12 protein-coding genes are annotated in these 13387 nt (G+C 55.8%); 6 read left to right on the plus strand and 6 right to left on the minus strand.

Going from position 1 to position 13387, the window contains the following annotated elements; translation table 11 throughout:
• Nucleotides 1–4: 4 nt before the first annotated feature.
• Nucleotides 5–1312, minus strand: a complete 1308-nt coding sequence (locus P1U45_RS05475; RefSeq protein ID WP_301057990.1) for an RsmB/NOP family class I SAM-dependent RNA methyltransferase — start codon at nt 1310–1312, stop codon at nt 5–7.
• 244 nt (nt 1313–1556) lie between these two features.
• Between P1U45_RS05475 and P1U45_RS05480 the strand changes: the two genes are divergently transcribed.
• The gene (locus P1U45_RS05480; protein WP_301057992.1) at nt 1557–1796 is read left to right on the plus strand and encodes a hypothetical protein; all 240 of its coding nucleotides are present in this window, start codon (nt 1557–1559) and stop codon (nt 1794–1796) included.
• A gap of 1 nt (nt 1797) precedes the next feature.
• Here P1U45_RS05480 and P1U45_RS05485 read toward each other — a convergent pair whose 3' ends face one another.
• Nucleotides 1798–2367: a sigma-70 family RNA polymerase sigma factor gene (locus P1U45_RS05485; RefSeq protein WP_301057994.1), complete on the minus strand. Its 570-nt coding sequence runs from the start codon at nt 2365–2367 to the stop codon at nt 1798–1800.
• A gap of 230 nt (nt 2368–2597) precedes the next feature.
• On the opposite strand from P1U45_RS05485, the gene P1U45_RS05490 reads away from it, so the two are divergent.
• Together P1U45_RS05490 and P1U45_RS05495 are read left to right on the plus strand one after the other, a co-directional pair.
• The gene (locus P1U45_RS05490; RefSeq protein WP_301057996.1) at nt 2598–4352 is read left to right on the plus strand and encodes a YadA-like family protein; all 1755 of its coding nucleotides are present in this window, start codon (nt 2598–2600) and stop codon (nt 4350–4352) included.
• A gap of 138 nt (nt 4353–4490) precedes the next feature.
• The gene (locus P1U45_RS05495) at nt 4491–4940 is read left to right on the plus strand and encodes a hypothetical protein (RefSeq protein WP_301057998.1); all 450 of its coding nucleotides are present in this window, start codon (nt 4491–4493) and stop codon (nt 4938–4940) included.
• Nucleotides 4941–5003: 63 nt separating this feature from the next.
• Here the strand turns inward: P1U45_RS05495 and P1U45_RS05500 are convergent, their stop codons facing one another.
• Nucleotides 5004–6173, minus strand: coding sequence for a saccharopine dehydrogenase NADP-binding domain-containing protein (locus P1U45_RS05500; protein WP_301058000.1), 1170 nt, complete (start codon nt 6171–6173; stop codon nt 5004–5006).
• Between the two features lie 164 nt (nt 6174–6337).
• On the opposite strand from P1U45_RS05500, the gene P1U45_RS05505 reads away from it, so the two are divergent.
• Nucleotides 6338–6946, plus strand: coding sequence for a GNAT family N-acetyltransferase (locus tag P1U45_RS05505; protein ID WP_301058001.1), 609 nt, complete (start codon nt 6338–6340; stop codon nt 6944–6946).
• Between the two features lie 69 nt (nt 6947–7015).
• Complete coding sequence (locus P1U45_RS05510; RefSeq protein WP_301058003.1) at nt 7016–7909, plus strand: TauD/TfdA family dioxygenase; 894 nt, start codon at nt 7016–7018, stop codon at nt 7907–7909.
• A 1-nt stretch (nt 7910) separates the two neighbouring features.
• Here the strand turns inward: P1U45_RS05510 and guaB are convergent, their stop codons facing one another.
• Nucleotides 7911–9383: an IMP dehydrogenase gene (gene guaB, locus P1U45_RS05515; RefSeq protein WP_301058005.1), complete on the minus strand. Its 1473-nt coding sequence runs from the start codon at nt 9381–9383 to the stop codon at nt 7911–7913.
• Between the two features lie 233 nt (nt 9384–9616).
• On the opposite strand from guaB, the gene P1U45_RS05520 reads away from it, so the two are divergent.
• A complete protein-coding gene (locus P1U45_RS05520) occupies nt 9617–10693 on the plus strand; it encodes a DUF2855 family protein (protein WP_301058007.1) in 1077 nt (358 codons plus the stop codon).
• Between the two features lie 22 nt (nt 10694–10715).
• Here P1U45_RS05520 and P1U45_RS05525 read toward each other — a convergent pair whose 3' ends face one another.
• Entirely contained in the window at nt 10716–11027 is a 312-nt protein-coding gene (locus tag P1U45_RS05525) for a hypothetical protein (RefSeq protein WP_301058009.1), read from the minus strand.
• A gap of 138 nt (nt 11028–11165) precedes the next feature.
• Complete coding sequence (locus tag P1U45_RS05530) at nt 11166–13364, minus strand: prolyl oligopeptidase family serine peptidase (RefSeq protein WP_301058011.1); 2199 nt, start codon at nt 13362–13364, stop codon at nt 11166–11168.
• Between the last annotated feature and the right edge of the window lie 23 nt (nt 13365–13387).

Below are 13387 nucleotides of genomic sequence, written 5' to 3' on the forward strand. Positions count from 1 at the left end.
CCGCTCAGGCTTTCTTTTCAAGAACCGCAAAGAAGAAGCCATCCGTGCCTGCTTTGCGCGGGGTAAGGCGTACCGCACCGCCTGGAATCTGGTTGCGACGCACGATATCAATGCCAGCATCTGTGAGCTGACCGGACTCGATCACGTTTTGCACAGCATCAAGCTGACGGAATGCGTCATTGCGTTCGAGGAAGGCTGTGACCTGATCTTCGTCTTCTTCCGCAAGGAATGAGCAGGTCGCATAGAGCAGACGCCCGCCCGGTTTCACAAACTCAGACGCCTTATCAAGGATCATGGCCTGCTCTTCATTACGCTTTGCGAGCGCAGATTCTTTCAGACGCCATTTCGTGTCCGGTTTGCGGCGCCATGTGCCGGTGCCTGTGCATGGGGCATCCACAAACACGAGATCCATTTTGCCGGTGAGCGCTTCCAGAGCTTCAGGCTCTTTTGGATGGCAAAGCTGTACATTGTGCGCGCCGGAGCGTTTGAGGCGCGGGATAAGCGCTGAGAGACGCCGCCCGTCAATATCATAGGCAAAGACCTGACCCTTACCCTCCATCATCGCCGCCAGAGCAAGTGTTTTGCCGCCGCCACCCGCACAAAAGTCGAGAACATTGTCACCCGGTTTGGCATTACCTGCTGCTGCGGCGATCTGAGAGCCCGCATCCTGAACTTCCACCCAGCCCTTTGAATAAGCAGGAATAGATTGAAGGCTGGTCTCACGTTGGGATGGGTCAGGTGCTGGAATGTGATAGCCGTTCACCAGAAGGTCTGATGGCTTGCCGCCCGCAGTTTTGACCGCTTTGCCTGCTTTTTCCGGATCAGCCTTAAGCGTGTTGATGCGAAGGTCGACCGGTGCGCGGACAGACATTTCCTGCGTTTCAATCACGGTGTCTTCGCCAAAAACGCGCGTCAGATGAGGCGTGAGCCATTCAGGAAAATCACCGCGCACATGCAGCGGCGCAGACGGGTCTGGCGCAAGTAGAATTCCTTCACGCTCTTCGCCGGTAAGAGGCGAAGGGGCGTGTTCGTCTTTCAAAGCGCTCTCAATATCCTTCATGTCCCAATCCCAGACATGGCGTAGCGCGCCGAGCACCAGCACGCGCGGGGCTTCAGATTGCATGGCATAGGCAAGTGAGTTGCGGTGGCGTAGTGCATCAAGCACGAGGCCTGAGACCCAGGCGCGGTCTTTCGCGCCTGCGTAACGCGCACGCTTGCCCCAGTCGCGCATGGCAGACTTAACCGGCTGGTGCCGGTTCATAACGTCATCAAGAACCTGAATTGCGGCTTCGATCCGCCCGCCATTTTTCATTGTATCATTCCCGGATATTGATACGCGTGCCGTCTGGACGGCTTTCTCGCGCTTTGGCCACCTCATAGCGCCATGACAATATTCATGAAAGCCCTATCCGGAATAAGTGCCCAATTGCCTGTCTTTCGACAAATATTTTATGATTTTCGTTGTTTTGGGTTGTTATCGTGCGGACGGGTGCTCAGGTATACACCGTATCAGTCCTGACGAGATGTGTCTTGAATGGACGAACCAGGATGATGGTGTGACCCGCAAAAGCTTCGATGAACTGATAATCCGCGTGTTGCAGGATGACTGCACGCCTGAAGAGCGCGCGGAGTTCGATCAGTTGTCTGTGAGCGATCAGAACTTTGCCGGGAAAGTTGCAGCCGTGAAATCCTGGCTGGATCCGTTGTCGGAGGAAGAAGCCAGTCAGGCTCCTGATGAAAACCTGCTGGATGATATTTTCAGGTCAATTGACGCAGCGGACGCGCCGGACGGGTAGATCAGTTGATAAACGCGGCGACTTGGGCCGTATCAAATGGCAAAGCGTGGCGCAGGCGCTCCAGTCCACGACGCAACCATGAGCGGATTGTATTCATAGAAATCGACAGCTCTTCGGAAATTTCCGCGACGGTCTGGTTATTGAGAAAATAGCGCCGGATCACGTTAGACATTTGCTCCGGCAGACGACTGAGTTCGGCCTCGAGAAGCCCTCGCATGATGGAGCGCTCTGCGCGCTCATCAGGAAGCGGATTGCTATCGCTCAACGTGTCTTCGATAACTTCTTCTGCATAGTGCCTGCGAAGGCGCCGCCATTCGTCGATGGACGCGTTGCGAACGATCACCAGCATCCAGGTCATAGGGCGACCTTTCAGCGTATCGAATTGCTGGGCCTTCTTCCAAATCGTCACGTAGGCATTCTGGAGAACGTCTCTGGCGACGTCTTCGTCCCGGATAATTCTGCGTGTGAGTGAGAAAAGCCTCGCATATGTCTCACGATAAAGACGCGAAAATGCTGTTCGGTCGCCATCGGCGCAGCTGCTTAACAGGGCGGCTAAATTCGAATTGTCCATGATGTGCCCACCCTTCTGAGATAAGTAGTACGCGACTCCAACTAGATTGTTCCCGGACACTGTCCAAGAAAGACTCACTAAAAGAATAGGGTTTTTCAGGTTAGCGCTATAACACTCTGAATTTGTTTAAAATAATACCGATATCATTTTTTGCACAGAATCGCCGGCTTCCTTCGTAACTCTCTTTAGAAGCGCTTCAGCTTCGCGTGATTTCACCAAGGAGGACACCTATGACGCATACTCTCAAAACCGTGTTGAGCGGAAAAACGGCCCTGGCTGGCGCATTCTTTTTATTGGCGGCGGCACCGGGCGCTTATGCTCAGGTTGTAGATGGCGTCGGTGCCAATGCGTCGGCTGATGCGGCTGTAGCGATTGGCGATGGTGCATCTGCAGATGGCGACGGCGCTGTGGCGATCGGCGACGATGCGACTGCAATAGGTGCGGACGCGACAGTTGTTGGTACGGATTCAACCGCGACCGGGCCGTCAACGACAGTGATTGGCGGCGAGTCGACAGCGACTGGCCCTGGCGCAACAGCGCTTGGCTGGCGTGCATCTGCAAGCGCGGAACGGGCAACGGCGCTCGGTCACCTCGCAACGGCGCAAGGCATCCGTTCTACAGCCATCGGCGAAAATGCGGATGCGCAAACCGATTTTTCTACAGCGATCGGTAATGAGAGCATTGCAAACGGCATTGATGCGCTTGCAATTGGCGATACGGCTTTCGCCAACGGTAACTCAACCACAGCTATTGGCGGCGAATCCATCGCGACAACACCGGGTGCAACCGCAATCGGTTGGCAGGCTGCAGCGACCGGTGCAATGGGCACGGCAGTCGGTCACCAGAGCACAGCATCGGGCGATCAAAGCTTTGCAGGTGGTGAAGACTCAGTCGCCAGCGGTTCAAACTCGATTGCGATTGGTAATACAGCTGAAGCCAGCGGTGGCGACTCCATCGCGATCGGCGGTAATCGTGACGGCGCAACCGGAATTCAGACTGTAGCGTCAGGGCCTTCAACAACGGTTGTTGGCGGACAGGCTCTGGCTATGGGGCCGGGTGCGACAGCATTTGGCTGGCGTTCAGCAGCGACGGCGGAACGGGCAACGGCGCTCGGTCACCTTGCAACGGCGCAAGGTATCCGCTCCACTGCAATCGGTGAGAACGCTGATGCGCAGACGGATTTCTCGACTGCTATTGGTAATGAAAGCATTGCGAACGGCATTGATGCCCTCGCAGTTGGCGACACGTCTGTAGCGACCGGCAATTCCACAACAGCGGTCGGCGGTGAGTCCTTCGCTTCCGGTCCGGGTGCAACGGCTTATGGTTGGCAGTCCAGCGCGGGTGCTGAACGTGCTACGGCTCTGGGTCACCTCGCGAATGCATCCGGTGTGCGTGCTGTAGCCGTAGGTGAAGCGGCTGTGGCGAGCGGTGCAGGCTCGATTGCGATGGGTAATCAGGCATCTGCAACCGGCGTGAACTCTGTCGCCATTGGTAACGGCGCTGTTGCGACACAGGATAACTCGGTCGTCGTGGGTGGCGCGGACTCCACCTATCAGATGGCGGGCCTCAGCTCTACCGCAAGCACATCTGCGCAATCTGGTCCTATCGGTCTCGTGACCACTGACCAGAATGGTAACCTCGCGGCTGACTATACGTTCTCCAGCTCCCTGTCTGCGAATGCCGGCGCGATTGCGATGAACACTAACATGATCTCGATCAACTCTGACCTGATTGCCCGCAATAGCGAGCTCATTCAGGACAACCAAGCTGGTATCGCAGCGGCTATGGCACTCGACATGCCTTACATTCCGGCAGGTCGTACATTTGGTCTGTCCGGCGGTTTCGGCTTCTATGGCGACGAGACAGCGCTCTCTGCGGCAGGTGCATACCGTATGAACGAGCACTGGCAGTTTAACGCTGGTGTGGCTGCGGGCATGGATCGTGGTGAAACCGGTGGCCGTGTAGGCTTCTCTGCTAGCTGGTAAGTGTCGACGATCCGGCTAAGCCCCCCCCATTTATGCCGGATCAGAGAGGGCCGCTCCGAAAGGAGTGGCCCTTTCAATTTTATCTGTTCCAGAACACTTCGGTTAAGGCTGAACTGATAAACTGGGCCGATGTGGGAGATGATCTGGCAATCATTCAGTATGCTTCTCGGCTTGTGCTTTGCGGCCGGGGTGCTGGCGCTAATCTACAGCCGTCATTCGGAAATGTGGCGTGACATCGCCTATGCCTATCCGGGCCCATTGCGTATATCCGGACCACGAACGCATCTCGACAGCGTTTACTTCTATCTGGGTAATGCACGCTATTTCAGCCACAAGGCCTTCATAACCGTGACCCGCGGCGAAGACGGTGTGCATTTGTCGACCTTCTGGCCTGCCTCTCTGCTACATTCGCCAATTTTCCTGCCCTATGATCGTATCCGGATGTATCGGGGCGAATGGGGCTTGATGCGAAATGTCTGCCGGTTGGAGATTGAAGGCTTTGAGGGCGTCAGAATGGCAATAACCAGCCCGGGCGGTGACAAGCTGTTAGAAGAGTCTGAAAGTGCCGTTATTCTCGGCCGGGCTTGATATTGCCAATGAAAAACCAGCTGCCCGCAAAGACAGCTGGTTCTGATGGGAAGCAGTTGAATACTAGCTTTCGACTTCGAAGGTCAGGCCTGCATTCTCGATGAGGCGTTTACGCAGCTTTGCGCCCATGGCGGCTGCTGGCGTGTAGATGCCGCCTTCAAGATCAGGACAATCCTTGACGATGCAGACAGCAGACTCGCTGAGCATTTTTGAGGTTGATCCATAGCCCGGATCTTTATCACCCTTCACGGCAATCCGCAGTTCCTGATCATCTATTGTCGTGCCAATGGCGAGGAAGTCGTAAAAGCCGTTCTCACGTTCTTCTTTAGACGGGCCTTCGCCGGGTTTAGGCGCGTCCTTGCCACCGATTTCCATACCGGCAACCGCGTCGGCCATGGCTTTACCTTTTTCGCCCGGACCAGTCATCATCATCTCGTCATAGACGAAGTCTTCGCCATAAGCGTGGCCAAGCAGCTTGTTGGAGCGGTGGACATTCTTGGTGTTGATTGTCGCCATGACGAACGGGGCAACCCAGATACCATCTTCTTCGAGAACTTTATTGCCCGGAGGCTGTGCCGGGCCGGCAAAACCCTCAGAAAGAGAGAACGGGTTAATCAGGTCATTCAGCAATGCCGGATTGGCCTGAACCGCCGCCATTGTCGCTGCGCCTGATGCGGCTGTGCCACCAGAGAATGTGCCCTGCATAGCGCGCATACGGCCCCGCACACGCTGGCATGGTTTGCCGAAACGGGACTGGGCTTCTTCCTGCAGGAATTGCACACCAAGATCGAACGGGATGGAGTCAAAGCCGCAGGAATGGACGATGCGTGCGCCTGAGGCTTTTGCCGCTGCCGAATGGCGTTCGATCATGTCTTTCATCCAGAGCACTTCGCCGGAAAGGTCGACATAGTCGGTGCCAGCTTTAGCGCAGGCTGCGACGAGGGCTTCACCGAAATGCGTGTACGGGCCCACAGTTGTCAGCACGCATTCGGTGCGAGCGACCATGCTGGTCAGGCTTTCTTCTGATGAGGCATCTGCCACGATCAGTGTGATGTCAGCCGGAATGCCCATCTCGTCGCGAACGGCTTTCAGCTTGTCTTCGGAACGACCCGCCATTGCCCAGATAACGCCGGAGCCTTCAGGGTATTGCTTTGCCATATATTCGGCGACCAGCTTTCCGGTGAAGCCGGTGGCGCCGTAAACCACGACGTCAAATTCTTTTGTAGCGCTCATCATGTCTCTCCCAGACTGTTTTGCACGCTAGGTATAGGAACTCACGCAGGTGCGGCAAGACTGGGAAAAGGGTGACGTGGCGGCAAGCAGGCCGATGCTTGGGCGCTCACATTGTAAAACAAGTTCGGCCATGCTCATTTGCCCGGATAAATCTGGGGGGACGAATGCAAATCCACTTACGAGACGGAGCGCGCGTGGCGCGGCGTAACGACTGGAAAGAGCTGGGCGATATTCTGGGTGAGGCCTTCCGCGATGATCCAATCAATCGCTGGTTATTCGGCAATCCACGCGCCATCACATCACTTTTCCGGATCATGGCTGATGACGTTTATACACGACACGGATTGTGCCATCTGATCGCAGACGAAGCCGCCGCAATGTGGCTGCCCGCAGGCGTGACATCAGATCTGACGGCGTTTGGATTGTGGAGGTTAATCGCAGGGCAGGTGCGTTGGGGAACGAAGGGCGCGATGAAGCGGGCTATGGGAGCCGGCGCGGTCATGGAGGCGCATCATCCTGAAGTGCCCCACCTTTATTTATTCGCGATTGGCACGCGAGAGTCTGCACGGGGTAAGGGATTGGGCAAAGCGCTGCTGCGTCCGGTTCTCGATGCGGCGGATCGCGATGGCCTCCCGGTGTATCTGGAAAATTCCAATCCTGTGAATTCCGGATTTTACCAGGCGCATGGATTTCAAACCATGGCGTCGCCTTTCTGTATTGGCGACAATTCACCGGTGATGGAGCCAATGTGGCGCGCGCCCGCCACACGCTGACCGAGACTGGCGTATTCCCGAAACGCTGATACGCTCTTCCCAAAAGATAAAAATCTGGGAGGAGATGAGGTGAGCATTTCATCAAACTGGACGGTGCGCCGGCTTTCGGGCGCATTGGGCGCGGAGGTGACGGGTGTTGATATAACCGCGCCCACGGCAGAACTTATTGAAGGAATTCGCGCCTTACTGAACGAGCATCAGGTTATATTTCTGCCTGACCAGTCGCCTTCACCAGACGCGCACGTCGCATTCGGGCGCCATTTTGGCAAACTGGAGGGGCACCCTAATCTGGAGGCTGATAGCCGTCTTCCGCCGGAAATCTTCCAACTTAAAGCGAGCCGTGGCGGTGTTGCGGATGAGTGGCATACTGATCTCACCTTTCAGGAACAGCCCTCGATTATGTCGATCCTGCATATGGTGACCTGCCCGGATGTTGGCGGCGATACCATGTGGACCAGTCTTTATGAGGCCTATGACGGTTTGTCGGAGCCGATGAAGGATATGCTGGAAGGACTGACAGCATTGCACGACGCTCTGCCGCACAATCGTCCGGAGCAGATGGCTGTTCACCCGGTTGTGCGCGTACATCCAGACACGGGCCAAAAAGCGCTCTATGTGAACGAGCATTTTACTCGGCGGATCGTCGAACTGAATGCCGAAGAAAGCGATGCTCTGCTACGTCATCTCACCAACTGGGTGAAGCATCCGAGATTTACAGTGAGGTATAAGTGGACGCCCGGAACGATTGGCATCTGGGACAATCGCTGCACCCAGCATTTCGTGCTGAATGACTTCGAAGGTGAGCGGATTATCCAGCGCGTCACGGTTATGGGTGACGAGGTGGTGGGAGCGCGACCTGCGCAATGGAAACCCTGGGTGCGTGAAGGTCGGCTCTCGGCAACGAGCCGGCATGATCGCCAGCTCTATTTTTATCTGAAGAGCAAAAACAAGCTCGGTTCGTAATCTAGCTACGCGGGATCGAATAGTTCGGCGCTTCGCGGGTCATGGTCACGTCATGGACGTGGGACTCACGAAGACCTGCGCCTGTGATCTGAACGAAGCGTGCTTTCTCATGCATTTCCGGAATGGTCTTGGCACCGACATAGCCCATCGCGGCGCGAAGACCGCCCACAAACTGGTGGATGATCGGACTGATCGGACCTTTGAACGGGACCTGACCTTCAATGCCTTCCGGAACGAGTTTCTCCTGAGAGACTTCTTTCTGGAAGTAGCGGTCGGCAGAACCACGTGCCATCGCGCCAAGTGACCCCATGCCGCGATACGCTTTGTAGGAACGGCCCTGATAGAGGAAGACTTCGCCCGGTGCTTCTTCTGTGCCTGCAAAGGCAGAGCCCATCATGGCAGTTGAGGCGCCAGCCGCGATTGCTTTTGCAAAGTCGCCGGAGAACTTTATGCCGCCGTCTGCGATGATCGGAGTGCCGGAGTCTTTCGCCGCGCGAGCCGCTTCGGAAACAGCCGTCAACTGAGGTACACCAACACCTGCAACAATACGTGTCGTACAGATAGAGCCAGGGCCGATGCCGACTTTGATCGCATCTGCACCCGCGTCGATCAGTGCGCGCGTGCCGTCAAACGTTGCGACATTGCCGGCGATAATCTGAACTGTGCTGGAAAGGCTCTTCACGCGGGTAACCGCATCGAGAACTGATTGCGAGTGACCGTGCGCCGTATCGATGACAAGCACGTCCACGCCAGCATCAAGCAGGCGCTCGGATCGCTCAAAGCCTGCGTCACCAACGGTAGAGGCTGCGGCAACAAGCAGACGGCCTTGCGCGTCTTTGGCTGCATTCGGGTTGGCGACTGCTTTTTCCATATCCTTGACGGTGAGCAGACCAACGCAGCGATTATCGCTGTCCACAACAACAAGACGCTCGATTTTGTGTTCGTGAAGCAGACGGCTGGCTTCAGCCTCGGTGATACCTTCGCGGCAGGTCACAACCTCTTTGGTCATCAGCGCAGATACGGGCTGGTCGAGGTTTTCTGCAAAGCGCACGTCACGGTTTGTGATGATGCCAACAACTTTACCCGGCTTGCCCGGCTCGTCAGCTTCGATAACCGGATAACCAGAAAAGCCCGTGCTTTCTTTCAGTTTGCGAAGATCGCGCAGCGTTGTCTGCGGGGTCACAGTCGCCGGGTTGATTACAACGCCGCTTTCAAACTTCTTCACCTGACGGACCTGCTTGGCCTGTTCTTTCATGGTGAGATTTCGGTGGAGCACGCCGATGCCGCCGCTTTGCGCCATTGCGATGGCAAGCTTGGCTTCGGTCACTGTATCCATCGCAGACGATGCGAGCGGAATATTGATCGCGATAGTGTTGGTCAGGCGAGTGCGAACGTCCGTCTGAGCGGGCATAACCTCGGAAGGGCCGGGCTCTAGAAGTACGTCATCGAAAGTGAAAGCGGAGCGAATCTGCATTGGGTCTGCATCCTTTTTGGCCTCTTAATGGGATGTGCGGCCTCCTGCAAGAGGGAAAAGTGCGACTCTTTGATGACTAAACGCATAGCTCGTTCCGCGATGCGTGACGCGGTTGGAATGTTTTTGCGGCAATAACATTTCGCGTGACCAGACCAGCCTTCGCTTGCGTCACGGGGCTCAGACACGCCAAATAGGCGCCAGCACAAATAACATAAATGCTTCGGGGAGAGATCATGCAGGAATTTCAGGTTCAGAAAACCGATCTGCACAAAACGAAAATCGTAGATGTCGATAGCGCGCCGCTCAAAAACGGTGAGGTGCGTGCGAAGGTAGACCTGTTCTCCTTCACTGCGAACAATATCACCTATGGGGTGGCCGGTGATCAGATTGGCTATTGGCAGTTCTTTCCGGCGCATGGCGCGGAAGGTCAGGGCTTGCTGCCCGTCTGGGGTTTTGCCGACATTGTAGAGAGCAAGCATGCGGACGTGCCGGTCGGCGAGCGGCTTTACGGGTATTTCCCGCCCGCCGAAGAGCTTGTGCTGTCGCCTGAGGGTGTGCGCACCGGACAGTTCATCGATGGCGCAGAGCATCGCTCGGCACTTCCGCAAGGCTATAATGTCTATCGCCGGATCAATGCAGAGCCGGGCTATAACGGAGCCTTTGACGAGGCGCGCGCGCTTCTCTTCCCGCTACACGTCACGTCCTTCTGTCTCTGGGACTGTATGAAGGACAATGACTGGTTTGGCGCTGAGCAGGTGATCGTCGTCAGCGCGTCCAGCAAGACGAGTATCGGTCTGGGCTTTGCGCTGAATGAAGACGCCGATGCACCAATCTCTATCGGTCTGACGTCCGGCCGAAATGCCGGTTTTGTAAAGTCGCTCGGATATTACGACCAGACGGCCACTTATGATGACCTGTCATCAATTGATACCAGCAAGCCGACAGTTATCGTCGATATGTCAGGAAATGGTGATGTTCTGGGCGCACTTCATGGGAGCCTTGGTGCGAATATGAAGCATTGCCTGAATGTCGGCCTTACCCATTGGGAAGAGGGCGCGGCCAATGAGAATATCATCAAAGAACGCAGCGAGTTCTTCTTTGCGCCCGGCCATATCCAGAAGCGGATCGGCGATTGGGGCGCCGAAGGCTTTGCCGAGAAATCAAATGACTTCCTGATGAAGTCCATGGTCGCCAGTAAAAGCTGGATGAAGGTCAGAGAGGCCAGCGGCCTTGAGGGGCTAGGCGAACATTATCAGGCCGTGTGCGATGGGAAGTTTGCGCCTGACGAAGGCCTGATCGTGCGATTCTAATGCTATCTCGTGGGGGCTGGAGTTATTCCAGCTCCTGCGCGCATTCCAGAAGCTGAAGCGTTACAGGGAGAACCGACATCTGTTGTTGCGGGGGAAGGGTCGAGATCGCATCGATCGGGTCAGCTGCGCCATCGCGGATAGCATTTGCGATATTGGCGAGAACCTCGTCTGACAGGCTCGCTTCCATTTTGTCATAGGTGCAGGCGCAATAGGCCTCATTGAGAGACTCATCTGCTTCCAGGCATGATGTTACGATCACCTGTTCGTCTGTCTTTGCGCAGCCAGCGAGGAGAGCTGCGCAGCCAAGTGCGATCAGAAGCGAAGCCTTTTTCATAGTGTCTGTCCCGATTGGTCTATTGGGTGTCTCTTACCGGAGATGCTCGTGTTTCGCCAGAAGAGCTATCTACAAAATAAACAGAAACAGCCCCTGATTGCTCAGGGGCTGTATTAAAATACACGATGAAATCACCGTTTAGTCCATCAGACGCTCTGAAAGATACGTCACTTCAAGCGCAACGCGGCGCGCTGCTTCCTGAAGATTGGCTGCTGCAGAGTGACCGCCATCAATATTCTCATAATAGTAGAACGGCATGCCGGCCTGATCGAACAGATACGCCATTTTGCGCGCGTGACCCGGATGGACGCGGTCGTCCTTGGTTGAGGTCATGAAGAACGGCGTCGGGTAATCCGCATCCTGATCGAAGTTGTGGTATGGCGACATTTGTTCCAGCCATTCACGCTCTTCAGGAATGTCCGGTGAACCATATTCGTCTACCCATGATGCGCCCGCCAGCAGCAGGTGATAACGCAGCATGTCGAGCAGTGGCACCTGAACGACGACAGCGTCCCACAGGTCCGGACGCTGGGTCAGCATCACGCCCATGAGCAGGCCGCCATTCGAACCACCCTGAATGCCCAGATGATCTGACGTTGTTACGCCGCGATCAATGAGGTCTTCGGCAACAGCAATGAAATCATCATAGACGATCTGGCGTTCGGTCTTGAGGCCCGCCTGGTGCCATGCAGGACCAAATTCGCCGCCGCCGCGAATGTTCGCAAGAACATAAGCGCCGCCGCGTTCCAGCCAGAGCTTACCGCGAAGCGCTGAATAGCTTGGCGTCATGGAGATCTGGAAACCACCATAGCCGTAAAGCAGCGTAGGCGTCGTGCCATCAAAAGGAATGTCTTCACGGTGCACGATGAAGTAAGGGATCATCGTACCGTCCGTGGATTCCGCTTCGAACTGCTCGACTACGAGGCCTTCTGTATCGAAACGGCCCGGCAGGCTTTTCAGCTCTGTGATCTCGCCATCAGCCGCATTGTAAGACATCAGTGTGTCCGGCGTGAGGAAGCCTTCATAGTTGATGAAGACTGTGTCCTCATGCTGGTTGGCAAACACAATGCCGAGCGCGCCATTCTCTGGCAGGTCCAGTGGGCTGGTTGTCCACTCGCCCGTGAAACGGTCCGGAATAGCCGTCAGGATCTGACCGCTGACATTGTCGTTGATTGCGATCAGAAGCGCTTCATTCGCGAGCGCTACGGATTCAATGGACTGGCGCTCGTTCGGTGCGAATACTTCCCACACATAGCCCAGCTCACCATCTTCCAGCATCGCTGCGTTGATCGCGACGAGGCTGCCGGACGAGAAATTCAGCTCTTCGCCTTCATGCTCGACGGTCCAGTCTTCCTGAAGCGTCACAAAGACGAGGTCCCATTGTGAGCCGACAATCGAGGACTTCGCAGGAAGCGGCAGTTCAAGTGCTTCTGTGCCGCCATTCGGGAACACGAAATACTTCGATGTGAAGAAGGTGTCTGCTTCGGTTATGCCTTCCAGCTGGGTTCCATCGGCGAGTTCCAGCGTGAATGGCCAGATGCCAACGTCAGTGCGGTCACCGGTGAAAATTGTTTCGGCTTCTTCCAGAGACGTGCCGCGTGTCCAGCGACGCACTTCGGTCGGATAGCCTGATTCAGTGAGTGTCGAACCGTCGCCGCCCCAGTCAGTCGCGATCAGCATGGTGTCATAGTCGACCCAGGCTGTGCCGGATTTGGCTTCAGGGATGTAGAAACCGTCTTCCACCCAGGTCAGGGTTGTGAGGTCGAATTCCCGCATTTCTGCAGCGTCTTTACCGCCATCAGAAAGAGAGACCATGCAGGTCCAGCGCTCGCTCTCGCCGTCATTGTGGCAGCTTGCGCCTTTATAGACCCAGTTTGCATCTTCTTCGGCCGCGAGTTCATCAAAGTTGATGATGGTTTCCCATTCCGGCTCTTGGGTTGCGTAGCTCTCAAGTGAGGTGCGACGCCACAAGCCGCGTACATTGTCCGCATCCTGCCAGAAATTATAGACCATGCCGTCGCGAACGGAGCCGTAAGGAATACGCTCGCTCGCGTTTACGATCGCCTCGGCTTCAGCCTGCAGCTCGTTATACAGGTCGGTCGCCTGCAGATGACCAAGTGTGCGGTCATTCTGCGCGCGAACCCAATCGAGCGCACGTTCGCCTTCAACCTCTTCCAGCCAGATATTCGGGTCTTCACCGTTAGGATCGACCTCCACATTTACGCTGGTTTCAGTGTCGGCTGTGTCGCTTTCAGGTGCCACGGGGTCTCCTTCAGAGCAGGCTGAAACAGCGAGAAGCGCTGCGGCAGCAAGCGAGGTAAAAAGTTTCTGGGCCAATGTGTATCCTCCGAAATCTTGCG

The organism is Ponticaulis sp. (assembly GCF_029210165.1).
In the GTDB taxonomy this organism is placed as follows: Bacteria; Pseudomonadota; Alphaproteobacteria; order Caulobacterales; family Hyphomonadaceae; genus Ponticaulis.

Bases quoted from the DNA above. Each gene is read 5' to 3' on its own strand.
- P1U45_RS05475 (WP_301057990.1), bottom strand. From the start codon at position 1,312: ATGAAAAATGGCGGGCGGATCGAAGCCGCAATTCAGGTTCTTGATGAC.
- P1U45_RS05485 (WP_301057994.1), bottom strand. From the start codon at position 2,367: ATGGACAATTCGAATTTAGCCGCCCTGTTAAGCAGCTGCGCCGATGGC.
- P1U45_RS05490 (WP_301057996.1), top strand. From the start codon at position 2,598: ATGACGCATACTCTCAAAACCGTGTTGAGCGGAAAAACGGCCCTGGCT.
- P1U45_RS05495 (WP_301057998.1), top strand. From the start codon at position 4,491: ATGATCTGGCAATCATTCAGTATGCTTCTCGGCTTGTGCTTTGCGGCC.
- P1U45_RS05500 (WP_301058000.1), bottom strand. From the start codon at position 6,173: ATGAGCGCTACAAAAGAATTTGACGTCGTGGTTTACGGCGCCACCGGC.
- P1U45_RS05505 (WP_301058001.1), top strand. From the start codon at position 6,338: ATGCAAATCCACTTACGAGACGGAGCGCGCGTGGCGCGGCGTAACGAC.
- guaB (WP_301058005.1), bottom strand. From the start codon at position 9,383: ATGCAGATTCGCTCCGCTTTCACTTTCGATGACGTACTTCTAGAGCCC.
- P1U45_RS05520 (WP_301058007.1), top strand. From the start codon at position 9,617: ATGCAGGAATTTCAGGTTCAGAAAACCGATCTGCACAAAACGAAAATC.
- P1U45_RS05525 (WP_301058009.1), bottom strand. From the start codon at position 11,027: ATGAAAAAGGCTTCGCTTCTGATCGCACTTGGCTGCGCAGCTCTCCTC.